At 61.5% G+C, this 23,769-nt stretch carries 19 protein-coding genes; 14 read left to right on the forward strand and 5 right to left on the reverse strand.

All coding sequences use genetic code 11. The features are described from left to right. Nucleotides 1-23: 23 nt before the first annotated feature. Nucleotides 24-818 (reverse strand): HAD family hydrolase, encoded by a 795-nt coding sequence (locus M3P27_04140; protein ID MDP9267500.1) that lies wholly within the window; start codon nt 816-818, stop codon nt 24-26. Next, nucleotides 787-1,125, reverse strand: coding sequence for an STAS domain-containing protein (locus tag M3P27_04145; protein MDP9267501.1), 339 nt, complete (start codon nt 1,123-1,125; stop codon nt 787-789). The genes M3P27_04140 and M3P27_04145 overlap by 32 nt, the downstream gene beginning before the upstream one ends. A 177-nt stretch (nt 1,126-1,302) precedes the next feature. Here M3P27_04145 and M3P27_04150 point away from each other — a divergent pair, with 177 nt between their 5' ends. From M3P27_04150 to M3P27_04160, 3 genes are all read left to right on the forward strand, one after another. Continuing rightward, on the forward strand, nt 1,303-3,705 hold the full coding sequence (locus M3P27_04150; protein ID MDP9267502.1) for an efflux RND transporter periplasmic adaptor subunit: 2,403 nt from the start codon (nt 1,303-1,305) through the stop codon (nt 3,703-3,705). A 140-nt stretch (nt 3,706-3,845) separates the two neighbouring features. Then, entirely contained in the window at nt 3,846-4,643 is a 798-nt protein-coding gene (locus tag M3P27_04155) for an efflux RND transporter periplasmic adaptor subunit (protein ID MDP9267503.1), read from the forward strand. Next, nucleotides 4,640-6,793 carry an HlyD family efflux transporter periplasmic adaptor subunit gene (locus tag M3P27_04160; GenBank protein MDP9267504.1) on the forward strand — a complete coding sequence of 718 codons (2,154 nt, stop codon included), beginning with the start codon at nt 4,640-4,642 and terminating at the stop codon, nt 6,791-6,793. The genes M3P27_04155 and M3P27_04160 overlap by 4 nt, the downstream gene beginning before the upstream one ends. Nucleotides 6,794-6,886: 93 nt before the next feature. Here the strand turns inward: M3P27_04160 and M3P27_04165 are convergent, their stop codons facing one another. From M3P27_04165 to M3P27_04175, 3 genes are all read right to left on the reverse strand, one after another. After that, a complete protein-coding gene (locus M3P27_04165) occupies nt 6,887-7,297 on the reverse strand; it encodes a hypothetical protein (GenBank protein MDP9267505.1) in 411 nt (136 codons plus the stop codon). 243 nt (nt 7,298-7,540) lie between these two features. Further along, nucleotides 7,541-8,956, reverse strand: coding sequence for a sigma-54 dependent transcriptional regulator (locus M3P27_04170; protein ID MDP9267506.1), 1,416 nt, complete (start codon nt 8,954-8,956; stop codon nt 7,541-7,543). Nucleotides 8,957-9,097: 141 nt separating this feature from the next. Continuing rightward, nucleotides 9,098-12,574 (reverse strand): glycosyl hydrolase, encoded by a 3,477-nt coding sequence (locus M3P27_04175; protein ID MDP9267507.1) that lies wholly within the window; start codon nt 12,572-12,574, stop codon nt 9,098-9,100. A 121-nt stretch (nt 12,575-12,695) separates the two neighbouring features. Between M3P27_04175 and M3P27_04180 the strand changes: the two genes are divergently transcribed. The 11 genes from M3P27_04180 to M3P27_04230 all read left to right on the forward strand — a co-directional run. Beyond that, nucleotides 12,696-13,172, forward strand: coding sequence for a PaaI family thioesterase (locus tag M3P27_04180; protein ID MDP9267508.1), 477 nt, complete (start codon nt 12,696-12,698; stop codon nt 13,170-13,172). Nucleotides 13,173-13,294: 122 nt separating this feature from the next. Beyond that, entirely contained in the window at nt 13,295-14,212 is a 918-nt protein-coding gene (gene pdxS, locus M3P27_04185) for a pyridoxal 5'-phosphate synthase lyase subunit PdxS (protein MDP9267509.1), read from the forward strand. A 19-nt stretch (nt 14,213-14,231) separates the two neighbouring features. After that, nucleotides 14,232-14,798: a pyridoxal 5'-phosphate synthase glutaminase subunit PdxT gene (gene pdxT / locus M3P27_04190; GenBank protein ID MDP9267510.1), complete on the forward strand. Its 567-nt coding sequence runs from the start codon at nt 14,232-14,234 to the stop codon at nt 14,796-14,798. Nucleotides 14,799-14,935: 137 nt separating this feature from the next. Further along, on the forward strand, nt 14,936-15,739 hold the full coding sequence (coxB, locus tag M3P27_04195) for a cytochrome c oxidase subunit II (protein ID MDP9267511.1): 804 nt from the start codon (nt 14,936-14,938) through the stop codon (nt 15,737-15,739). A gap of 34 nt (nt 15,740-15,773) precedes the next feature. Then, nucleotides 15,774-17,549 carry a cbb3-type cytochrome c oxidase subunit I gene (locus M3P27_04200; GenBank protein MDP9267512.1) on the forward strand — a complete coding sequence of 592 codons (1,776 nt, stop codon included), beginning with the start codon at nt 15,774-15,776 and terminating at the stop codon, nt 17,547-17,549. Between the two features lie 38 nt (nt 17,550-17,587). Next, nucleotides 17,588-18,313 carry a cytochrome c oxidase subunit 3 gene (locus M3P27_04205; GenBank protein ID MDP9267513.1) on the forward strand — a complete coding sequence of 242 codons (726 nt, stop codon included), beginning with the start codon at nt 17,588-17,590 and terminating at the stop codon, nt 18,311-18,313. A 19-nt stretch (nt 18,314-18,332) separates the two neighbouring features. Next, nucleotides 18,333-19,130: a hypothetical protein gene (locus M3P27_04210; protein ID MDP9267514.1), complete on the forward strand. Its 798-nt coding sequence runs from the start codon at nt 18,333-18,335 to the stop codon at nt 19,128-19,130. An 11-nt stretch (nt 19,131-19,141) separates the two neighbouring features. Further along, entirely contained in the window at nt 19,142-19,468 is a 327-nt protein-coding gene (locus M3P27_04215) for a cytochrome C oxidase subunit IV family protein (GenBank protein MDP9267515.1), read from the forward strand. Further along, nucleotides 19,465-19,680, forward strand: coding sequence for a hypothetical protein (locus tag M3P27_04220; GenBank protein MDP9267516.1), 216 nt, complete (start codon nt 19,465-19,467; stop codon nt 19,678-19,680). Before M3P27_04215 ends, M3P27_04220 begins: the two co-directional genes overlap by 4 nt. 118 nt (nt 19,681-19,798) lie before the next feature. Continuing rightward, on the forward strand, nt 19,799-22,735 hold the full coding sequence (gene uvrA, locus M3P27_04225) for an excinuclease ABC subunit UvrA (protein MDP9267517.1): 2,937 nt from the start codon (nt 19,799-19,801) through the stop codon (nt 22,733-22,735). Next, nucleotides 22,683-23,769: tetratricopeptide repeat protein (locus M3P27_04230; GenBank protein ID MDP9267518.1), on the forward strand; the 1,087-nt coding region annotated here is incomplete at its 3' end. The genes uvrA and M3P27_04230, both read left to right, overlap by 53 nt.

The raw sequence follows: 23,769 nt of genomic DNA on the forward strand, positions 1-23,769 counted from the left end.
CGGCGCGGCCGGCCGCGCCGTTTTCATTTGCCGTAGCGATAAGGGAGCTTCAGCACGTCGCCGATGGAGTAGATGGTGCGGTCGGCCTCTTCCTCCACGCCCACGGGTTCGAGCACCGCAAACTCGCCGTGCTGCAGGCGCGCGGTATGAAAGCCCAGCGACTTCCCTGCCTTGATCTCGCTCGAGGGCCGGTCGCCCACCACCAGAATCTTGCGCGGATCCTTTTCCTCATGCTGCTGGATGACTTTGAAGATCGCTTCCTTCGTCATCAGCTTTCCCGTATCGGCGTAAAAGATCTTCTTCACTGACTTCTCAACGTCGAGCCCCAGCGCACGCACCTTGGCGTGCTGCGTCTCCGGATCCCCAAAACTGACGATGAAGTTTCGTACCCCGCGCCGCGCGAGGGTTCGCAGCACGCGTCGGCTGGCGGGAAAAAGCGTCAGCTTACCCACTGGCGTCGAGAAATAGGCTGCGCGGGCGCGCATCTTGGCCAGCTCTGGGTTCGCGACTTTGAAGCGCCGGCAGACGGCCTCATCGATGTACTGCAGGTGGGGGTCCTGCTTGAAGGCCCCCATCCGCGCCTGGAAGACCTGGGCGACGGTCGCAGCCACTCCCGCCTCGACCATCGCCTCGGCGGCGTGGCGATGCGCCAGTTGCACGCGCTGCCGAAAGCAGTCGTAGAGCGTGTCGTCCAGGTCGAAGATAACGGTTGTGATAAGCGGACGTTCGCGACGCTCCGCGGGGTTCCCGCGGAGCGCCCGACCGGCTCGCCGCTTCGCCGCCCCGCTATTCGAACGACGCGACCGCTTCGCCTTCATCGTCATAGATCTCGAAGAGGTTGAGCAGGCCGACGATCTTCAGCGTCTGCACGGCCAGCTTCGAGGGGTTGACGAGTTTGAGCGCTCCGCCACGCTGTTTGGCGATGGTGAGCAGGCGGACCAGCGCACCGATGCCGCTCGAGTCGATCATCGGAACGTCGGACACATTGACGACGATGCGGCTGTCGCCGTTGCCAAAAAGCTCTTCGACGGCTTGACGGAAGGAATCGACAGGGTCGCCGATCTTCAGGTCGCCGTGGAGGTGGATGACTTGCACTTCTTCATGCTTCCGGACATCGATCTCCAAAAACGGCCTCCGGGGGATGGGCGCTCTAAGGCCAGGTGTTGATTGACACCTCAATACCTGTTTGCTACAGTCGCGCTCAAATTAAGAGAACCTGCTGAAATTTGCAAGGGCAATAGTCTCGCCCGCCCAGCACAACGTCTTGACTTCAGAATCTTTGAGCAGAGGGAGCCGCTTTCCATGGCGACTCAGAGTCCGGGGTTTTCCGTTCCCTTGGCGGAGTTTGCCGCCACGCTCCTGGCGCAAAGGGAGATCAGCCCGCGCGCGCGCATCATCGCGGAGTTTGTTTCCGGGCTGATCCCTGAGGCTGCGGTCGTGGTCTATGCAGTCCACGACCAGGACCAGCCGGCGTGGAAGGCGGAAGCACTGCTGGGCGAGATCGCCATGCAGGAAGCGATCGTCGAGCACGGCGCCGGCACACTCGGCGCCCTGGCGGAGAATCGCGAACCCGTGCTTTACGAAGCCGGTGAGGTAGCGCGCGAGGATTACGCCCACTTGAACGTCCGGCGGACGATACAGTCGCTCGCCTACATCCCGCTCCTCGTGGACGAGACCACACTCGTGGGTGCGATCGAGATCGTCAGTTTCGGCAAGCCACTCACCGAGGGGTCGGTGGCGCCGGTCCTCGAAGCGGGTGAACTGGCCGCGCTGGCGCTGGGTTCAGCCATCATCTACGAGAACGAGCGCAACCAGCAGCTCGAATCGATCACGCGCGTCACTCAGATGTACGACCTGGAAAAGGTCTTTAATTCCACGCTGGAGATAGATGCGCTCGTGCCCGTCATCTGCGCCAAATTTCAGGAGATCCTCAACGCCCAGATCGTGAACCTATGGATGGTCCACGATGAGGAGCTTCTGCTCGGCGGCCAGGCGGGCAACGATCCGCGTTATGAACTTGGCTCGACCCAAAAAGCGGGTGAAGGTATCGCCGGCGATGTATCGGGAAAAGGCGAACCGCTGCTCATCGATAACGCCGAGGACGAGCGCATCAAACGCCGTAATGCCGGCGTGGACGGCGATGCCTACGCAGTGATGGTCGCGCCGCTCATCGAGAAAGAGAAGGAGGTCGGCGTTATAGAGATCGTGAACCGACTCGACGGCTCCGGCTACGACGAGGACGACCTCTTCCTGCTCACCACCATCTGCGATGCAGCGGCGGGCGCGCTGCACAACGCCCGCCTGCTGCAGACCGAACGCAAGGTCGAGATCCTGGAGACGCTGGTCAAGGTCAGCAAAGAGATTACTTCTACCCTCAACCTGGACCGCGTACTGCAGGCGGTGGTGGATGGCCCGCAGGAGGTCATCCCCTATGAACGCGCTTCGATCGCCCTCGACCAGCACGGCAACTTGCAGATGAAGGCGGTCTCGGGTGAAGCGCGCGTGGACAAGACCGACCCGAACATCCGTCGCCTCGACGAGTTGATGCACTGGGTCGCCGGCGTGCAGCAGGAGGTTTTCGCCACCCAGCGCGAGGAGAGGGTCGAAGCCAAGCCGGAAAGTAGCGAGGAAAAATTCCGCCAGTATTTCTCCGAGAGCGGCGCGCGCGGTTTCTTCGCCCTGCCGCTCACCGACGATCAAGGGCGCGTGGGCATAATCACGTTCGAATCGAGCGATCCCGATTTCCTCGGCGAAGCGCACTTCGAGATGATCAAAGTGCTGGCCGGACAGGCCACGGTGGCCATCCGCAACGCCGAGATGTATAAGGAAGTTCCCTTCATCGGCCTGCTGGAGCCGCTGCTCAAGAGACGCGAGAAGTTCCTCTCCATGGACCGGCACCGGCGCCGCAATTACCTGGTGTTTGCAGCGGCGGTGGCGGTATTCCTCGCCGTCTTCCCGCTCCCCATGCGCCTGGATGGCGATGCGACCGTAGCGCCTGCAGCGACGGCGCAGGTGCAGCCGGAGATCGCCGGGGTGGTGCGCCGCGTGCTCGTGACCGAGGGACAGCGCGTGACCAAAGGAACGACCATCGCCGAGATGGAAGACTGGGACCTGAAGACTGCGCTCGCCGCTGCGGAGGCCAAGCGAGCCAACGCGGTCGCGCAGATGAGCCAGGCTCTTGCCAGCGGCGATAGCACCACGGCAGGGGTGAAGCGCGCCGACGCCGACTACTGGACCGCCGAAGCGCAGCGTGCGCAACAACGGCTCGATCGCTCGCGCTTGCGCGCACCCATCGACGGCATCGTCGCCACACCCCACATCGAGAATTTTACGGGTAGGCACCTGGACGTGGGTGAACGCTTCGCCGAGATCATAGACACCAATCGGGCGGTGGTGGATATCGGCGTCTCAGAGGACGAGGCCGGCCTGCTCCAAGAGGGTGTGAAGGGTTGGGTGAAGCTGGAGGCGCTGCCGACGCAGACCTTCCGCGGCAAGGTGAACGTGGTGAGTCCGATGAGCACGACCGAAGGCGATCATCGCGTCTATTTCGCGCGCGTCGAGGTACAGAACCCCGAGGGGACGATCCGCTCCGGTATGCAAGGACGCGGCAAGATCGAGGCTGGCTGGCATCCCGCCGGCTACGTGCTCTTCCGCAAGCCGTTCTTGTGGTTCTGGGCGAAACTCTGGTCGTGGATGCCATGGTGAACTCGAAGAGGAGAACTACTACCTTGAAAGGTCATGTCTTGGATGTTGCGCTCCTGATCAGCGCGGCCGCGCTCGCTGGCTGCGGTGGCTCTAACACCGCCGCCAATAAGCAGGCGCCGGCCCCGAAACCCGCGGTAACGATGGCTGCTGCTGCGCCTACGACGGAGAACGACGGCGTGATCGCCAGCGGTCCGCTCATCGTGGAGAACCAGGTGGAGGTAGAAGCGGCGCGTGAAGGCATGGTCAGCCGCGTCTTGGTCGACACCGGCACCGCGGTGCAGAAAGGTCAACTGCTGGGCGAGCTGGACAATCGCCAGGCCAAGGCTGACCGCGACGCTGCGGCCGCACGGGTGCGCAGCCTGGAGTTCGACGTGAAGGGCTGGGAGTACGAGACCAAAGTGCTCGAGGCCGACTTGGGACGCTCCGAAAGAATGTGGGAGGCGCAGCTCATCACCAAACAAGAGCTCGACCACGCACGTTACAAGGTCGAGGCCGACAAGTATGAGACGGAGCGCTACCGGGCGAACCTGGAGGCTGCCCGGCATCAACTCCAGACGGCGGACTTGGAACTGGCCAAGACGCGCATCATCGCACCTTTCCCTGGAGTGATCGGCCGACGCTACGTTCGTGCCGGCGACAAGGTGACCATGGGCGAGCGGTTGTTCTGGGTGACTGCGACGGCACCGCTGCGCATGCGCTTCACGTTGCCGGAGAAATATGTCGGCAAGATCCGTAAGGGCGACATGCTCAACGTCGCCGTGGCCGATGCGCCGGAGATGAAGCATAGCGCACGCATCGTGCTCGTCAGTCCCGTGGTCGATCCGGCCAGCGGCACGATCGAGGTATCGGCGGAGGTCATGCCGCCGCTGGGTGACCTGAAGCCGGGCATGTCCGCCACCGTAAGCTTCGCGGCTGCCTCATCGATCGCGCCGAAATGAACCTTACCGAGACGCTCAACGTCGCGCTTCCCGATATCCCGATCCACAATCAACGGAGAGGGTATTTCAAGCTCCACCCGGCGCTCGTCGGGAAGGAGCACATGGAAGGCGACGAGCGAGTGGTCAGCGCCATCATCTCCAAGCGGCCCGAGTTGTTCACCTTCACGCCCGAACAGTGGACCATCGTCAACCTGTTCGATGGCAAACGCTCCTTCGAAGAGATTGCCGAGCTCTATTTCAGACAGAGTGGCGTGCGCTACAGCCAGGAAGAGATTGCCAGCTACGCCGAGGAGCTCGATTCGGTCGACTTCTGGTTCAAGACACCCCTCGAGAAGAACATCGCGCTGCGGCAGAAGCTGGCGGAAGAGCGCGGCAAGCATAAGAAGAAGACGTCGAAGTACGGTGACGTTTCGCACATCGAGTTCAACGCCTGGGATCCGGACGACTATCTGGAGAAGGTGAACCGCGTTCTGGCGTTCATGTACACGCCATGGTTCACGCTGGTCACCCTGCTCGGCTTCCTCTTCATGGCGTACATCTTCGTCATCAAGTGGAGCGAGATCGGCGTGGATACGCTCCAGTTCTATGACATGACGGTCAAGAGCGGCTGGGAGATCGCCGAGTTCTGGCTGCTCGCGTGCCTGGTTCTCTTCATCCATGAAACGGCGCACGGCATCTCGTGCAAGCACTACGGCGGACATGTCCATCGTATGGGCTTCCACCTGATCTATCTCACGCCGGCCTTCTTCACCGACGTGACCGAAGCTTGGGTCTATGCCGATAAGTGGCAACGTGTGGTGACCATCGTCTCCGGCGCCTGGTCGGAGATGATGATCTGCGCCATCGCCGCGCCCATCTGGTACGTCACGCCTTACGGCACCTGGGTCCACGAGTTTGCCTACAAGCTGATCCTCATCACCGGCTTGGGCGTGCTCTTCTTCAACTGGAACCCGCTCATCAAACTCGATGGCTACTATTTGCTCACCGAGATCATCGCCATTCCCAACCTCAAAGAGGATGCGACTGCCTACACCTCGGCGCTGGTGAAGCGGTTGGTATGGCGGCTGCCGATCGAGATTCCATACGTCGCGAAGAAGCGGAGGGTCGGTTTTGTGGTCTATGCGCTGGCTTCCGGCGCATACAGCTACATGATCCTGTACATCGTCGCGCGCTTTGCCGGCAACCTGACACGCGGCATCAGCGGCGACTGGGCGTTTATCCCTGCGATCGCGATCGGGCTCCTCATCTTCCGCTCGCGAATCAAGACTCTGGTGTCCTTTATGCAGACTGTCTATCTCGACAAGAAAGAACGACTACGCGTTTGGTTCACTCCGCAGCGCTCACTGGCGGTCGCTGTTGCCGGTCTGGTGCTGATCTTCGCTCCCCTCTGGCAGGACTCCATCGAGGGGCGTTTCATCCTCGAGCCTAAGGACCACGCCGTGTTGCGTGCTGCTGTGGCCGGCGTGGTGGAGCAAGTGAACGCCCAGGAGGGCCAGGCGGTGAGCGCCGGCGATGTGCTCATCCGCATGCGCAATCTACAGTTGGAATCGGAGGCTGGACGTGCCCGGGCGGACTTCGTGGTCGCCAATGCCCGCTTCGCCGACGCGCAGCTTCATTTTGCCGATTATGTTCCCGCGCAGCACGAACGCGAGCAGGCGCGCATCAGCGCGCGCCAGTCCGCTGACCGCCTGGAGCGGCTCGCCATTCCTAGCCCGCTCAATGGAACGATCTCTTCCCCGCGTCCCCAAGACCTTGAGAATAGCTACGTCAAGGAAGGCGCCGTGTTGCTCGAGGTGGTGGATGGGTCAATGCTGAAGGCGCGCATCTACATCCCCGAGTTCGACGTGCGCAAGGTCACCATCGGAGAACCGGCCCGCCTGCTATGCGACGATCGCATGCGGCCACTTAGCGGCACGGTGGAGTCCATCCTGCCGGCCTCGGAGGACATCCAGGGAGGCCTGATGCACAAGACGGAATACAAGGGCACCCGTCCCCCCAGGTTCTATGTGGTCACGATCCTGGTCGCGAATCAATCCGACTCGCTGAAGATCGGAATGCCCGGTACAGCCAAGGTTTTCCATGGACGAAAGAGCGTAGCCGGCATGCTGTGGGAGCCCCTCTGGGATACCGTCTCGCGGAAGGTTTGGTAGGACTCCAGACTTAGTACCCCACCACAAATAAAAAGGAGGCTGCGAACGAGTTCGCAACCTCCCTCCCCCTTGTTACAACACTTGCTGAGCTGGTTAGTTCAGGCCCTTGCCGCCGGACAAGCCCTTGCCGCCGGAAAGACCCTTGCCACCCGACAGGCCCTTGCCACCGGACAAGCCCTTGCCGCCCGAGAGGCCTTTTCCGCCCGATAGACCCTTCCCACCGGACAGACCCTTGCCACCGGACAAGCCCTTGCCACCCGAGAGGCCTTTTCCGCCCGACAGACCCTTCCCGCCGGACAGGCCCTTGCCACCGCTCAAACCCTTGCCGCCAGAGAGGCCCTTGCCGCCCGACAAACCCTTGCCGCCGGACAGGCCTTTTCCGCCGCTCAAGCCCTTGCCGCCGCTCAAGCCCTTGCCGCCGCTCAAGTTCGTCTTCTCGCGGGCGATGATGGCTTTCTTCAGCGTCGTCATGCTGCTGATCAGATTCTTTTTCTCGGTCGCCATTGTTCTCGTCTCCTCAGAACTCTTGTATTTTCGTCGCGCCGTAGTCGTTACGCCTGTTCATGTTGCACGATGGAGACCAAACCGGTCTCGTGCTGTGGAAATCTGGAGAGGGTATAGTTTCAAGCACTTGCAGACGCACCGTCCGAAGGGGCGGCATGGTGTGGGCTGAATCAGGGTCAAAAATCAAACGGCTCGCGGTTAATTTTTAACCCGCACAATCCTCCGTAGAATGCGGTCATTTTTTCACCGCCCGACGTCAATCCGGTACTTGCGGCAGAGGTACTTCATCTTCTGCGGATCGATACGCAGCAACTCGGAGGCGGCTGACTTCTTCCCTTCGGTGCGGCGCAACGCCGCTTGCAGATATGCGATCTCGATGCGGCGCATCTCTTCATCGAAGTCCAGTCCACCCTCGGGAATGAGCAGCGCTTCTTGCGTGGCGGTAGACGACGCCAGCAGTTGCTGGGGCAGATGCTTCACCGTGATGGTGGTGCCTTCGGCCATCAGCACCAGGCGCTGCACCACGTTCTCCAGCTCGCGCACGTTGCCCGGCCAGGGATAGTCCTCGAGTACGTCCATCACCCCCGGCTCCACGTTCTTGAGGGGTAGCTTGTTGGCCGCGCAGTAGATGCGCAGGAAGTGATCGACGAGCAGAGCGATGTCTCCGGGGCGCTCCCGCAACGGTGGCAGGAAGATAGGCACTACATGGATGCGGTAATAGAGATCCTCGCGGAAGCGACCGGCCCGCACCATTTCTTCCAGGTTGTCGTTGGTGGCCGTGACCAGGCGGAAGTCGACCTTCTTCGGCGTCTTGCCGCCGAGGCGCTGCACCGTCCGTTCTTCCAGCACGCGCAGCAGCTTGCTCTGCAAGGCGTGGGCGAGCGATCCGATCTCATCAAGAAAGAGCGTGCCGCCGTGCGCCAGCTCGATGTGTCCCGCGCGAGCGGCGTGCGCACCGGTGAACGCTCCCTTTTCATGTCCGAAGAGTTCAGCCTCGATCAGGTTCTCGGGCAGTGCGGCGCAGTTCACGCTGATGTACGGCTTCTCGCTACGACTGGAGAACTGGACCAGCGCGCGCGCCACCAGTTCCTTGCCAGTGCCGCTCTCGCCACGAATGATGATGGTGGTGGGACTCTCGGCCAACCGCGTGATGGCATCGTAGACGCGCCGCATCGGCTCGGAGCCGCCGATCAGCTCGCCTAGCGAATACTTGCTGATGATCTGTTCGCGCAGCCGACGGTTCTCGATCTCCATGTCGCGCTTCTCGAGGGCGCGTGCGAGTACGATCTGTAGTTCCTGGAAATCCACCGGCGCGACGAAAAACTCATCGGCCACCTTGCCCGCCTTCAGGCGGAGCGCCCGATTGCGCGAACGGGTAAGCGCGATAAGGATGAAGTCTTCGTTGATGCCACGCAGCTCTTCGAGCGCGGCGATGCCATCTTCAGGCTTGTCGCCCACGGTGTCGAGGTCGAGCAACACCGCGTCGAGGGGCACCTCAGCAAGGAGCGGGAGCAGCTCCGGTGCAGTATGCAGAAAGGTGACGGCGAAGTCCTTGGCGAGGAATTCCTCGACCTCGGGCAGGACGCCCTCGTCCGGAGTGACGATGGCTACGCGGTGCGTGGTCGTTTCCGGAGCTCGGACCGCGGCGGTTGTGCGCATGGAACCTCCAGAGGAGGAAATGGCGTCCGCGGATTATGGCAAATTTTCGAGCCTCGTGGTTAAAAACTTAACCCACAGGGTTTATGGGTTAAGCAAGAAGGAACGGGGCCGAAGCCCGTCCCTTCCCCACCGCACGGTCGCCTACCTCTGTTCCGGGGACCAGACCGGGACCCGGCCAGGTGTCCACGGGGCTCCGGCGGCTTCCATATCCCGCTCTAGCCCGGCCAAGTCGACTTCCACTAACTGCTTGAGGGCAGCCAGGGTCCGCGAGAAGTCCTCGGAGGCGATGCTGTAGTTGTTGATGTGTGTCTGGGTCGGAACCGAGGTCGACATGCGCTGGTCATCCACGATCACGTTGACGCGATCGGCGATCGAAGGCAGCGTGGGAATGTCGCGCCGGCGCAACACTACGTCACCGCGTAACTGGCGAAGAATGTCAGTGTTCCGTTGATCCAACTGGTCGGCAGCAGTGATCAGCTTCTGATAAGCGCCCGGCGTCTCGTTCAGCGCACGCTTGATCTCCTTGAGTCTCCCGCGCACCTCGTTCGCCAGGCCCACCGCGCCAGCGACCGCACGGTTCAAGCGCGCGACCTTATGCTGGAAGTCGGAGAGCGCCGCGCGGTCCTCGGGCTTCATGTAACTGACACCTTCCACTGTCACGTTCACCGCTTGCGGTCCGGCCAATTGCGTGATCTGCCCCGCTTGTTTCTGATAGAGGATCGCGCTGTACTTCCCGGGCATGACCATCGGCCCGATCGGGCCGAAGAAGGCCGCCTCTTCGGGATCGTCGAAGAACCCGCCGCCGGCATCCCCGGGGAGTTCAGGGGCGGGCAGGCGCAGGTCCCAGGTCACGCGGTTGATTCCCGGCGCGTTGGTCGCGGCGATCCGTCGCACCGGCGTATTGCTGTCGTCGAAGATGGTGACGAAGACCTGCGGGGCTTCTGCCTCGGCTTCGGTACGGAGTTGGTCATTCGTCGGATAGGCGAAGGACTGCTTGTTCTTCTCCGCTTCCTTCTCCTTCTCCTGGCGCTGCTCCTTCACGGTCTTCAGTTTGTCCTTCAGGTAGTACGTAAAGATCGCGCCGTACGGAGGATTATCCGCGTGGTAGAAATTGCCGCCCTGCGATGACGCGCCGAAACCGCCAAAGGGTAGCGTCTGGATGTACAAGGAGGCATCGCGCCCAGGAAATAGAGCCGCCTTCTGATTCAACAGGTCAGGCGTGGCGGTGCGTAGCGGCGTTAGGTCGTCGAGCACCCAGAAGCCGCGGCCGAAGCTCGCGAGCACCAGATCGCCGGCACGCTTGTGCACTACGGCGTCGCGGATCGCAATCGTCGGCAACCCCCCTTTGAGCTGTACCCACTTCCCTCCTCCGTCGTTCGAGAACCAGAGTCCGAACTCGGTGCCGACAAAGAGCACCTTCCCGTTCACCGAGTCTTCGGCCAGGGCCAGCACCGGACCGTTCTCCGGCAGGTTCGAGGCGATCGAAGTCCAAGTCTTGCCCGCATCGGTGGACTTCAAGAGGTATGGCTTGAAGTCATTGTTCTTGTGATTCTCGAAAGCGGCGTAGACCGTGTTGGCGTCGTGGCTAGAAGCCGTTAGCCGGCTCACGTAGGTCATCCCGGGAATGCCGGGGAATGTCTCGAGCTTGCGCCAGGTCTTGCCACCATCCTCGGTGATCTGGATAACACCGTCGTCAGTGCCGATGTACAGCAGACCTTCCTTGACCGGCGATTCGGACAGGGCAACAACGTTGCCGTAGAAGGAAGTTGACTGGTGCTTGGCGACGGCATCGGGTCCCCACACCTTCCCCATGACGGGCAACTTGTCGCGATTGATCTGGCGCGTGAGATCGCCGCTCACCTGCCGCCAAGTGTCGCCGCGGTCGTCGGAACGGTAGAGTCTCTGCGCCGCAAAGTAGAGCCGCGTATGCGAGTGCGGGCTGATGACGAACGGCGAATCCCAGTTCCACCGATGCGGGTCGGTGTTGCGCGCCTCCTGGGGCTGGATACCAACGATCTCTCCGGTGCGCCGATCGAAGCGCACCAGGCCACCGTATTGAGACTCGGCGTAGATGGTGTTCGGATCCTCGGGATCGATGTGCGAGCGGAAGCCGTCGCCGCCGTTGGTGACGAACCAATCAGCATTGATGATGCCGCTGGCGCTGCGTGTGCGTGACGGGCCGCACATCGATAAGTTGTCCTGCGTGCCCCCACAGACGTAGTAGAACGGCAGCGAGTTATCTACGTCCACGTCGTAGAACTGCGTCAGCGGCAGGTTCTGCTTGAAGCCCCAGGTCGCCCCGCGGTCATAACTCTCGTAAGCGCCGCCATCGGTGCCGACCAGGATGTGCTGCGTGTCATCGGGATCGATCCACACCACATGGGAATCCACGTGCTTGTTCCGATCGCCGACGCGACGCACCGTCTTGCCACCGTCATCCGAGACGCGCAACAGCGTGTCCGAGATGAAAACGCGATCCACGTTCTTCGGGTCCGGATAGACGTGGCCGTAGTACATGCTCCCGTTCTGAAAGTCGTTGCGCTTCTCCCAGTTCGCACCCCGGTCGGTCGAGCGGAATACGCCGCCCTTCTGCTCGGCGGCCTCCGCTACCGCATACAGAACGTTGTGATCGGCGGGCGAGATGGCGATGCCGATGCGCCCGAGGTCCACGCTCGGCAAACCGGAGTTGATCTTGTTCCACGTCTTCCCCGCGTCAGTCGACTTATAGATCGCACTCTCCGGGCCGCCATCGATGAGCGTGAAGACGTGGCGCCGGCGTTGATAGGCGGTTGTGTAGAGCACGTCTGGATCTTGCGGGTCCTGAGCTAGATCGCTCGCGCCCGTGTTCTCGGAGATATCGAGCGACTTCTTCCACGACTTGCCGCCATCGGTGGACTTGTAAACGCCGCGGTCGCCACCCGGCCCCCACAGCGGACCTTGGGCCGCAACGTAAATAACGTTCGAGTCGCGCGGGTCGATGACAATGCGCCCGATGTGCTCGGAGTGCTTGAGTCCCACGTTCTTCCAGTTCTTGCCACAATCTTCGGATTTGTAAACGCCGTCTCCATAGCCGACCGACCGTTGTGAGTTGTTCTCGCCCGTCCCTACCCACACCACGCACGGGTTCTTCGGATCGAGCACCACGACGCCGATGGAGTACGAGCCCTCGCCATCGAACACCGGAGTCCACGTGATGCCCGAGTTCATCGTCCTCCATACTCCACCGGAAGCCGCCGCGATGTAGTACTCAGCCTTATCTTGGGGGTTGACCGCGATGTCGACCACGCGCCCCGAAGTGAACGATGGGCCGATATTGCGCAGCTTCATTCCACTGAAAGTGCCGCTGGAGAACGGTTCTTTCTTGTCCTCTTTCTTCTCATCCTTCTTGTCGCCGCTCTTGGTGGACTTGGCTTCCGGTTTTTGTGCCGCCTTCTTCTCTTCCGTGGCGGCGGGCTTAGCCCGCTCCTTTTCCTTCTGCTTCGTGTCGACGTCCGGCTCAGTGGTCACGGACTCCGGCGTGCTGGTGATCGCGGGCGCCGTGAGCTGCGTCGCAGCCGCCTGCGCGAACGTGAGACTGGGGGCGAGGATGAGAGCCACAACGACTAGGAATCGATTCACGACTGAGTCTCCTATGGGTGCCATCTGGCGGGGCCGGTGCCGGTGGGAACTGACGTTTATACATGAAGGGGCGCGCAAAAACCGCAGTGTTAGAATCGCTGGTTCCCTTGGCAATGTCCCCATGACAAGACCAAAACATCTGGCCGGCCACAGTACCAAGCACACGAAGATCCCCAAGAACCGTTGCTTTGGCTGTGGCAAGGACAACCCCCATGGCATGCGGCTCAAGTTCTATCTCGACGAGGAGCGCCAGCGATGTGTTGGACGCTTCCGCCTGCCCAAGCGTTATCAAGGCCCGCCCGGGCACGCGCACGGCGGGGTTATCGCAACCATCCTCGATGAAGCCATGGGAAAGGTGAACAAGCTGCGCCACGTAGTGGCGCTCACCAAGATGATGCAAGTGGAGTACATGCGTCCGGTGCCGCTGCGGAAGCCGATCATGGTCGAAGGCTACGAGGTGCGCGTCCGCGGACGGAAGCACACCAATGCCGCTGAGATCCGCAACGAGAAGGGCGAGGTTCTAGCACGCTCGACCGGCCTGTTCATCGCGATCGACCCCCTGAAGCTGTTTGCGAAACACCTTCCGAAGGGGCACTGACCGACCCTACGGCGTCTCGCCAGTAGTTCTGCGTCCAGAGACGACCGCGCCGAATCTCTAAAGATGTAAAATAAGGCTTCCCAGCCACATACCTGCTGACGGATGTGAGCCGAAGGAGATGTATGTCCGAGAAAAACGGAAATACCGGCTTGCGCTTGAAGACCGGCCTGGCCGAGATGCTCAAAGGCGGCGTGATCATGGACGTGACCGACGCCCGCCAGGCTGAGATCGCGCAGAAGTCTGGCGCGGTTGCCGTGATGGCGCTCGAGCGGGTTCCAGCGCAGATCCGTGCCGAGGGCGGCGTGGCGCGCATGGCCTCTCCCAAGAAGATCCGCGAGATCATGGAGACCGTCTCCATCCCGGTGATGGCCAAGTGCCGTATCGGCCACTTCGCCGAGGCGCAGATCTTGCAAGAACTCGGCGTGGATTACATCGACGAATCAGAAGTCCTCACGCCGGCCGACGAAGCGCACCACGTGGATAAGCACGCCTTTAAGACGCCGTTCGTTTGCGGCGCGCGCAACCTGGGCGAGGCGCTGCGCCGCATCGCGGAAGGCGCGGCGATGATCCGCACTAAGGGCGAGGCCGGTACCGGCGACGTAGTCCACGCAGTGAAGCACCTGCGTGAGATCACCGGCCAGATGAAGGCACTCACCGTCCTGAGCGAGCAGGAACTGTACGCGGCGGCGAAGGAGCTCCAGGCGCCTTACGAACTGGTGAAGATGGTTGCAAAAGCGGGCAAGCTCCCCGTCCCGAATTTCTCCGCCGGCGGCATTGCCACGCCGGCTGACGCGGCGCTGGTCCGCCAACTCGGCGCGGAGGCGGTCTTTGTCGGCTCCGGCATCTTCATGAACGACCCCACGAGCTTCTGTGACCCGGCGGAAGCCGAGCGTCGCGCCCGCGCCATCGTGCGCGCGAGCACACACTTCGATGATCCCAAAGTCCTGCTCGAGGTCTCGAACGATCTCGCGGGCGCGATGAAGGGCCTGGCCGTCGCGGCGCTCGCCGAAGCCGACCTGTTGCAGAAGCGCGGCTGGTAGCCATCCGGGCTTATTGGTTATGACCGTCGGCGTACTAGCGATCCAGGGTGATTTTGAAGCGCACGCGCGCGTGCTGGAGAAGCTCGGCGTCCAGGTGCGCTTCGTCCGCAAGCCGGAGCAGCTCGACGAAGTAGACGCGCTCATCATCCCCGGCGGCGAATCGACTACCTTCCTGAATTTTCTTGCTGAGAACGACTTCCTTGAGAAGCTGCGTGAGTTCGTCCGCACCAAGCCTACGTTCGGCACGTGCGCGGGCGCGATCCTGTTGGCGAAGGACGTGGAGAATCCAACCCAGCAAAATCTGGGAGCCATCGACATTGCCATCCGGCGCAACGCCTACGGCCGCCAGAACGAAAGTTTTGTTGCCAACGTTGAAACGACTCTGGGGCCACTCGAGTTAGTCTTCATCCGCGCGCCGAAGATCACACGTGTCGGCGCCGGAGTGGAAGTCCTCGCCACCGAGAACAACGATCCGGTGCTTGTCCGCCAAGGCAAGACATTAGCCGCGACGTTCCATCCCGAACTTTCCGCCAGCACGCGCGTGCACGAAGAATTCCTGAAGATGGCGCGCAACGGCGCGAAGTAACTTCGCTGCTTTTCGCACGCAAGTTGCACCAGCCCGCCCGTTTCGCTAGACTGTCGCGTTTGCTCGCGTTGGTGGTTCATCACCCGCGCGCTTGCACGAGTCGTCCAAAAATCTTTCGACGAGGGCCGAGGATGGGGTTGGCACTGCTGTTCGTCATCTGGCTGATCACCCTGGCCAGTTCATGGTTCTTCTTCGCTAAAACCTGGTGGATGCCCGCAGGCGCATCGGCGGCGGCGGCCGGGATCGACCGGCAGTTCGCCATCACTTACGCCCTGATGGGGATCGTCTTTCTTGCCGCCCAGCTCGCGCTGGGCCTTTTTGTTTGGAAGTATCGCGACAAGCAGGCTATGAAGGCGCACTACAGTCACGGTGATACCGGTCTCGAAATGATTTGGACGGTCCTCACCGCCATCCTTTTCATAGGACTGAACCTTGCCGGCGCGAAGGCGTGGAGTGAGCAGCGCTTCCAGCCGGCGGCGCCAGACGCGATCAAGGTGGAGGTCACCGCTGTGCAGTTCGCCTGGTACTTCCGTTATCCGGGGCCGGATGGGAAGTTCGCCAAGGTGAACCCGGCGGAGATCGACGCTTCCGCCGGCAACGAGGCAGCCATCGGCGTGGATACCACTGATCCCGCGGCCAAGGATGACATCGTCGTCGGTACGATGGTGGTGCCGGTGAACCGCGAGGTAGAAGTTTTGTTGCGGGCACAGGACGTGATCCACAGCTTTTATATTCCCGCCATGCGCTTCAAGCAGGATGCAGTCCCCGGCCTGATCATCCCCATGCACTTCCGGCCGACCGCGATCGGCGAATACGAGTTCGCCTGCGCTGAGCTGTGCGGCCTCGGACATTACAAGATGCACGGCATCTTGAGAGTAGTGAGCCAACAGGATTACGACACGTGGCTGGTAGGGCGCGAAGCGGAAAAGGCAGCGCAGTAGCGGTCACCCAGGACACAGGAGAAGCAGAGAGCCTATGGCGGAACACACCGAACACGCGACGCATGAGCACGCAGCGCCGACGGGTTTCATCCGCAAGTACGTCTTCAGCCTCGACCATAAGGTCATCGGCATCCAGTACTACTTCCTCGCGCTGGCTTCGGTGTTCATCGGCATGCTGCTGTCACTGCTGATGCGCATCCACCTGATCTGGCCCGGAGCGCACATTCCGATCCTGGGCGAGATCAAGCCGGAGATGTACCTCACGCTGTTGACCATGCACGGCACCTTCATGGTGTTCTTCGTGCTGACGACCGCACCGCAGTCGGGATTCGGGAATTACTTCTTGCCCATCCAGATCGGGGCTCCCGACATGGCATTCCCCGTCTTGAACATGCTCTCGTTCTGGACGACCTTTGTTTCCTTCCTCGTGATGATCGCAGCCTTCTTCGTCGAGGGCGGCGCGCCGCTCCATGGCTGGACCGGATATGCGCCGCTGAGCGCCATCCCCTCCGCCGGTCCCGGCGAAACGCTCGGCGCCGACCTCTGGATCATCTCCATCGCCATCTTCTGTGTCGCCTCGTTGATGGGCGCGCTGAACTTCATCACTACTGTCCTCGATCTCCGCTGCAAGGGCATGTCGCTGATGCGTATGCCGCTTACCTGCTGGGCGTGGTTCGTCACCGCTATCCTCGCGCTGCTCGCCTTCGGCGTGCTGCTCTCCGCCGGCATCCTGCTGCTCGCCGACCGCAACCTTGGCACTAGCTTCTTCGTTCCGGGTGGGCTGGTTGTCAATGGGACGCAGGTCATGCACAAGGGCGGCTCGCCACTGCTGTGGCAGCACTTGTTCTGGTTCTTTGGACACCCTGAGGTTTACATCGCCATTCTGCCGGGCATGGGAGTCGCGTCGCAGCTGCTCTCTACTTTCTCGCGCAAGCCGATCTTCGGCTACAAGGCGATGGTGTATGCCATCGTGGGTATCGGGGTTCTCGGCTTCTTTGTGTGGGGACACCACATGTTCATGAGCGGCCTGAGCCCCTACTCCGCCTTCGCTTTCTCGCTGATGACCATGGCCATCGGCGTCCCCTCCGCCATCAAGACCTTCAATTGGCTCGGCACCATCTGGCGCGGACGCGTGCAGTTCCACTCCCCGATGCTGTTCGCCGTTGGCTTCGTCTCGCTCTTCGTTTCGGGTGGGCTCAGCGGACCTTTCCTGGCCCAGCCACTGCTCGACATCTACTTGCACGACACATTCTTTGTGGTCGCCCACTTCCACCTCATCATGGGCGTGGCCGCTATCTTCGGCATCTTTGCCGCGACCTACTATTGGTTCCCCAAGATGTTCGGGCGCATGATGAACGAGCCTATGGCGCAGGCCCACTTCTGGCTCACGCTCATCGGCACCTACGCCATCTTCATGCCGATGCACTACGAAGGCATGGCGGCGCGTCCGCGACGCTACTCGCAACTCACCGAGGTCGCATGGCTACATGACCTGATGCCGGTGGAGAGGTTCGTCACTTACGCGGCGATCATCACCATCGCGGCGCAGTTTATCTTCGTCGTGAACCTCTTTTGGTCGATGTTCAAGGGGAAACCGGCCAGCGACAATCCGTGGAACGCGACCACGCTGGAGTGGACCACTACCACCCCGCCACCACACGACAATTTTGCCGGCGCAACGCCAGTCGTCCATCACGGCCCGTATGAATACTCGGTGCCCGGCGCTCCGAACGACTTCGTGATGCAGAACGATCCAACCCCTCACGGCGGCCATGTCTCCAAGGAAGACAAGCCGCTGGCGGCGGAGTAGCAGACCGTAGATAGTTAGAAGATCGCAAGTAGAAGATCATGGCGACCATGCCAGCGACACTGGAACTCGACAAGAAGCACGGTGGTGGCGGTCCGGGGCTGCCTCCCGGGCGCGGTGACGGCAATGGTGGCGGCAGCAATGACGGTGCTCCGGATTTCCGTGAACGCTTGCGGCGTTACCGGCTGGGTATGGTCGTCGGCCTGATCGCGGTGAGCATGCTTTTCATCGCGCTGACCAGCGCCTACATCGTGCGCCAGGGTGCCTCGACCATCGATCCGGACACTGGCTTTTATAGCAATGACTGGCGGCCGATGACGCTTCCGCTCGCCGCACTCGGCCTGAACACGGCGCTGCTGCTGTTCTCCAGCATCGCACTCGACCTGGCGCGCCGCAGCCTGAAGCGACAGTATGCGATCGCCGCGGCCGTAGGTGACAGCCAGACGACCGATCCCCCGTGGCTGCCGGCAGCCGTCGTACTGGGCATCGGTTTCCTGGTCGGACAGGTCTTGGTCTGGAACCAGCTGCGCGCCCATGGCGTGTACATGTCTTCGAACCCGTCCAGTTCGTTCTTCTATGTTCTGACCGTGCTCCACGCGATCCACCTTGCGGGCGGCATGGTCGCGTTGCTCTACGCCGAAATGACGGCGCTGCTGCATCGCAGCGTCGCCCGCCGGCTGCTGGTCGTGGACGTGACTTCGATCTATTGGCACTTCATGGCAGTCCTGTGGGTTTACATCTTCGCGTTGTTGCAGTTCTTGAAATGAGACGAGGAGAGACCTGACGATGGCCGATGCAGTCGTGCATCATGCGGCGAACGACGCGGGCGCTTTCGAACCGCCGCTTCTCGGGGCGTATTCGAAGAAGATCGGGATGTGGCTGTTCCTGCTCTCCGATTCACTGACCTTCGGAGCCCTGCTGTTCGCCTACAGCTACGGGCGTATCGCGACCCCGAATTGGCCCACGCCGTTCGGCAGACACTCCATCGCCAACGCCAGCGTGATGACCGCGTGCCTGCTCTCGAGTTCGGTCACCATGGTGCTCGCCGTGCTCGCCGCCGGCAGACGCGACCGCACTTGGACGCGCTATTGGTTGGTCGCCACCATGTTCTTCGGCACGGCATTCATCGTCCTGCACGCTTGGGAGTGGAATGGTTTGCGCGCCGAAGGCATGACGCTCTCGATCTTCCCTGCGATGCCGCACGCCGAAGCGACTGAGCTCGGCAAGCAGGCGAGCACGGTCCCGCAGTTCGCGGGCACTTTCTTCGCGCTCACCGGCATGCACATGTTGCACGTCACCATCGGCGTGATCTACCTGGGAGTGCTGGCGTTTGGGCGGAAGTGGCTGCCGGTGATGGCGCTCGCCGCCATCGGGACGTTCTTCATCCCGAAATGGAGCACCTTCCACTGGCTCACCTATCCCATCATCGGTGCCATTCTCGTGGTAGGCATCATCCTGTGGCTCAAACCGAAGCAGTACGATGCTCACGATATAGAGGTTGGCGGCTTGTACTGGCATTTTGTCGATTTGGTCTGGATGTTCATCTTCCCGCTGGTCTACTTGATGTCCACCAAGATCGTCTAGGAGCGAAGCGTATGGAGATCGCCCAGCAACAGCACGCGGACACCCACGCCGAGAGCAAAGCCGTCTACTTCTATGTCTGGGGAGCGCTGCTCGCCTTGACCGTGGTCGAGATCGCGCTCGCCTATGACCAGGTCTTCGCTCCGCTGCACATGCTGATCGTATTGATGGCCCTCTCACTCGTGAAATCAGTGCTCATCATCGGTTGGTTCATGCACCTGAAGGGCGAAACGCGCGTGATGCAGTGGGTACTGATGGGCTCACTGATTATCTGCCTCATGCTTATGTTCGTGTTCTTCGTCGACGCGGAGCGCATCATCACGCTGGGTACTGGACGATGAGACGCTGCGCACTCCTTGCGACGCTTGCCCTGCTGCTCTCCGCGGCGGCGCCGGCGTCCGCACAATGCGCCATGTGCTCCACTGGCGCGCATGCCGCCGGCTCGAAGGCCGAGCGCTCGCTTCTGCATGGCGTGATCGTTCTGCTGGTGCCCCCCGTCAGCATGATGGCAGGGCTCGTCGGGCTCGCCTTCTTCTACAAGCGCAACAAATAAGCGCCGAGCGACGCCTCTCCCCCGCTCGCCAGGACATTCTTCTGCGCGGCGTATAATAAAAGGATTCTTCCACCCTCCCAGCCGAGCTGGGAGAGGTGCGCAATCGGTCCCGAGGGGCATGTCCAGCGAAAGCATTGTCGTACGCGGAGCGCGCGTCCATAACCTGAAGAACATCGACTTCGAGATCCCGCACAACACCATGACGGTGGTGACGGGCGTCTCCGGCTCCGGCAAGTCTTCGCTCGCCTTTGACACGATTTACGCTGAGGGCCAGCGCCGCTACGTGGAGTCTCTTTCCGCGTACGCCCGCCAGTTCCTGGAGCGGATCGAGAAGCCCGACGTCGACGTGATCGACGGCATCGCGCCCGCGATCGCGATCCGCCAAAAGAACACCACTCGTAACCCCCGCTCCACTGTCGCCACCGCCACGGAGATCTATGACTATCTGCGGCTCCTGTTCGCGCGTATTGGCCGCACGTACTGCTATCAGTGCGGAGATGAGGTCAAGAAAGATACGGTCGACGAGATCGTCGAAGCCGTACTGGCGCTCGGAGAAGGCGCCCGGCTGAACGTCCTCTTTCCCCTGCACGTGCATGGTCATAAGCCCCCGACTGAGGGAAAGAAAAAGGGGACCAAGAAGACCGCCAAAGCCGAGGGTCGTGGCGACGAAGATATCCTGCGCGATCGGCTCTTCGACCTGCGCAAACGCGGGTTCAATCGGCTTTATCAGAATGGCCGGGTCTTCGAGTTCTCGACCCCGGAGTCGCTGCTCGAGGTCAGATTCAACGAACCGGTCTTCGTTCTCGTCGATCGCCTCGTCGTGTCGCCGGAGATTCGGGCCCGGCTGGTCGATGCCATCGAGATCGCCTATCGCGATACCGGCGAGGTCGTGTTTGAGACCGCGCCGGCGGAAGGCCAGCAACCGCAGCGGCTGCGGTTCGCGCAACGGTTTGAATGCAAGAAGTGCCACATCCGTTACGAAGAACCTGAGCCACGCCTATTTTCTTTCAATAATCCGTACGGTGCTTGCCCGAAGTGCCAGGGCTTCGGCAACACCATCGACTTTGACCTCGACCTGGTGATCCCCAACAAGACGAAGACCCTCAATGAGGGCGCGATCGAGCCCTGGACGAAGCCAAAGTACCGGCCGCTGTTCCAGGAGCTTAAGAAGTTCGCCCGCAGTAAAAACATCCCCATGGATGTCCCCTGGGAAGACCTTCCGCGTGATCAGCAGCACATGATCATCGAGGGCGACCGCAGCTTCGATGGCGTTACTGGGTTCTTCGAGTATCTGGAGCGCAAGAAATACAAGCTCCACGTTCGCGTCTTCCTCAGCCGCTATCGTGGCTATGCGACCTGCTCAACCTGCGGCGGCTCGCGGCTTCGCTTGGAAGCGCGGCAGGTGAAGATCAATGGCAAGAACATTTGCGAAGTCTGCTCGCTCACCGTCGAAGGAGCGGCCAGGTTCGTCGCTGCGCTCAAGCTGACCAAGCAAGAGCAGGAGATTGCCGGAAAGGTGCTTGAAGAGGTTCGCGAGCGGCTCAAGTTCCTGCTCGATGTGGGACTCGAGTACCTCACGCTCGACCGCCTGTCTTCCACCCTGTCCGGCGGCGAAGCGCAGCGTATCCAATTGGCGACCTCGCTCGGCTCGCGCCTTGTGGGCGCGCTCTACGTCCTCGATGAGCCTTCTATCGGGTTGCATAGCCGGGATACCAACCGGCTCGTGAAGATCCTGCACGACCTGCGTGATTTGGGAAACACGATCCTCGTGGTCGAGCACGACCCTGAGATCATGAAGGCGAGCGACCGCATCCTTGACTTGGGTCCCGGAGCCGGCGAGACAGGCGGGAAGGTGATGGCTGCCGGCACGTTCAACGAGATCAAGAAGATGCATCAGTCCCTCACTGGGCGCTATCTCTCAGGTGACTTGCGCATTCAACCACCCGCACAACGCCGCCTGCCGGGCGCTCGCCAGTTGAAACTGTTCGGCGCCCGCGCTCATAACCTGAAAGACATCGACCTCGTCATCCCATTGGGAATGATCGTTGCCATCACCGGCGTCTCCGGATCCGGCAAGTCGACCTTGGTACATGACGTCCTCTACATCGCCCTCGCCGCGGCCACCGGGCAGTTGGCCCCGGGGTCCGGCGCCGGTAGTTACGAAAGATTGGAAGGCTCGCAGTATGTGAGCGAAGTCATCCTGGTCGACCAATCGCCCATAGGCCGAACGCCGCGCTCGAACCCGGTGACTTACATCAAGGCGTTCGACTGCATCCGTGAAGTCTTTGCCTCCCTGCCCGAAGCGCAAAAGCGCGGCTACACGGCTGGACACTTCTCTTTCAACATACCGGGCGGTCGATGCGACGTCTGTGAGGGCGATGGCATCGTTACCGTGGAAATGCAATTCCTCGCGGATGTCGAACTGATCTGCGAGGAATGCAAGGGAACGCGCTACAAGCCCGGGATACTCGAGATCCGATACCACGGCAAGAACATCCATGAAGTGCTGAATCTTACGGTGCGCGAGGCGCTGCACTTTTTCTCCGGTGTGCCTAAGATCACCGACAAGTTACGCGTTCTTGACGAGGTCGGCCTCGGATACTTGCGCCTAGGCCAATCGGCCACCACTCTTTCAGGCGGCGAGGCGCAGCGCATGAAGCTAGCGGCACATCTGCAGCCCAAATCGAATCGCGAGCCTGCTACCCTCGAGCCTGGACGCAACGCGGGCAAGCGGCCCATCCCGAAGGGTGTTCTCTATATCTTTGACGAGCCGACGACTGGGCTGCACTTCGACGACGTCTCGAAACTCCTGGCCGCCTTTCGGCGCTTGATCGAGGCAGGAGGCTCTATCCTCGTCATCGAGCACAACCTCGACGTGGTCAAGATGGCAGACTGGGTGATCGATCTTGGGCCGGAGGGCGGCGACCGGGGTGGCGAAGTGGTTGCGGTGGGGCCGCCGGAAGCGATTGCCAGGAGCAACAAATCGCATACCGGAAAATGGCTTGGCCGCATCTTATCCAGCAACGGCAACTCACGTTCTAATGGACGCAAATAGACTCATTGCCGCCGGGCTTCTGGCTTGCCTCCTCGCGGCTGATGGAGCCGCCCAGTCCAGCGGCACCACGGTCCGCCACCGTCGCGAGGCGGCAGTGGAGCCGGCAGCCACCGCCTTGGTGCGCGAGGCCGAAGCGGCTCTCGATAAGCACGACTATGTCACCGCCGAGGCCAAGCTCAAGGCGGCGACAGTCGCTTCTCCGCAGGACTATCAGGCCTGGTTTTATCTGGGTTACGTCTACGGACAGACCCAGAAGCCGGCCGCCGCGATCGAAGCCTACCGCCGCTCGGTCGCTGCCAAGGCAGATGTTTTCGAATCCAACTTGAACCTTGGCCTGCTCCTCGCCCGCACCAATGACCCAGACGCAGGAAAGTATTTGCGTGCTGCGACGCAACTCAAGCCCACGGCCAAGGTCGAGGAGGGTCGAGCGCGTGCGTGGCTGTCCCTGGCGCGGGTCCTGGAAGCCAGCCATCCCGAGGATGCGGTCGCTGCATATGGCGAGGCGGCAAAGTTGCGCCCCAAAGATCCGGAACCACACCTCTCGGCTGCGGTTGTATTCGAAAAGCAGAAAAAGTATCGCGACGCCGAGACAGAATTCCGCCAGGCCCTTGCTCTCGATCCCAAATCGAGCGAAGCATTGGCAGGGCTGGTGAATGTTTCGACCGAGCAGAAGGATTTCGCTGGGGCCGAGGCGATGCTGCGCAAGTATCTTGACGCGAACCCGGGGGACGCTGCCGCTCGCGTACAATTTGGCCGGCTGCTCGCGGCGCAGAAGAAATACCCGGAAGCTACGACCGAGTTTGAGGCTGGCTTGGCTGCCACGCCCGACGATCCCAGCCTGGCGCGGGAACTCGCTGCCGTCTATACGGTGGGTGGAAAATGGGAGAAGGCCGCGCCGTTATACGAGAAGCTGGTGCAGCAACAGCCGCGGGACGCAGAGCTCCGTCGTGTTTATGGCATCGCCCTGATGCACCAAAGGCGCTACCGCGAGGCGCAGCAGCAATTGCTGGCTGCCATCAATGCTGACCCTAAGC

The sequence above is a fragment of the Acidobacteriota bacterium genome, assembly GCA_030774055.1.
In the GTDB taxonomy this organism is placed as follows: domain Bacteria; phylum Acidobacteriota; class Terriglobia; order Terriglobales; family Acidobacteriaceae; genus JACPNR01.

Bases quoted from the DNA above. Each gene is read 5' to 3' on its own strand.
- M3P27_04215 (MDP9267515.1), top strand. From the start codon at position 19,142: ATGGAGATCGCCCAGCAACAGCACGCGGACACCCACGCCGAGAGCAAA.
- M3P27_04150 (MDP9267502.1), top strand. From the start codon at position 1,303: ATGGCGACTCAGAGTCCGGGGTTTTCCGTTCCCTTGGCGGAGTTTGCC.
- M3P27_04210 (MDP9267514.1), top strand. From the start codon at position 18,333: ATGGCCGATGCAGTCGTGCATCATGCGGCGAACGACGCGGGCGCTTTC.
- pdxT (MDP9267510.1), top strand. From the start codon at position 14,232: ATGACCGTCGGCGTACTAGCGATCCAGGGTGATTTTGAAGCGCACGCG.
- M3P27_04170 (MDP9267506.1), bottom strand. From the start codon at position 8,956: ATGCGCACAACCGCCGCGGTCCGAGCTCCGGAAACGACCACGCACCGC.
- M3P27_04200 (MDP9267512.1), top strand. From the start codon at position 15,774: ATGGCGGAACACACCGAACACGCGACGCATGAGCACGCAGCGCCGACG.
- M3P27_04160 (MDP9267504.1), top strand. From the start codon at position 4,640: ATGAACCTTACCGAGACGCTCAACGTCGCGCTTCCCGATATCCCGATC.
- M3P27_04220 (MDP9267516.1), top strand. From the start codon at position 19,465: ATGAGACGCTGCGCACTCCTTGCGACGCTTGCCCTGCTGCTCTCCGCG.
- M3P27_04165 (MDP9267505.1), bottom strand. From the start codon at position 7,297: ATGGCGACCGAGAAAAAGAATCTGATCAGCAGCATGACGACGCTGAAG.
- pdxS (MDP9267509.1), top strand. From the start codon at position 13,295: ATGTCCGAGAAAAACGGAAATACCGGCTTGCGCTTGAAGACCGGCCTG.
- M3P27_04180 (MDP9267508.1), top strand. From the start codon at position 12,696: ATGACAAGACCAAAACATCTGGCCGGCCACAGTACCAAGCACACGAAG.
- M3P27_04205 (MDP9267513.1), top strand. From the start codon at position 17,588: ATGGCGACCATGCCAGCGACACTGGAACTCGACAAGAAGCACGGTGGT.
- uvrA (MDP9267517.1), top strand. From the start codon at position 19,799: ATGTCCAGCGAAAGCATTGTCGTACGCGGAGCGCGCGTCCATAACCTG.
- M3P27_04155 (MDP9267503.1), top strand. From the start codon at position 3,846: ATGGCTGCTGCTGCGCCTACGACGGAGAACGACGGCGTGATCGCCAGC.
- M3P27_04140 (MDP9267500.1), bottom strand. From the start codon at position 818: ATGAAGGCGAAGCGGTCGCGTCGTTCGAATAGCGGGGCGGCGAAGCGG.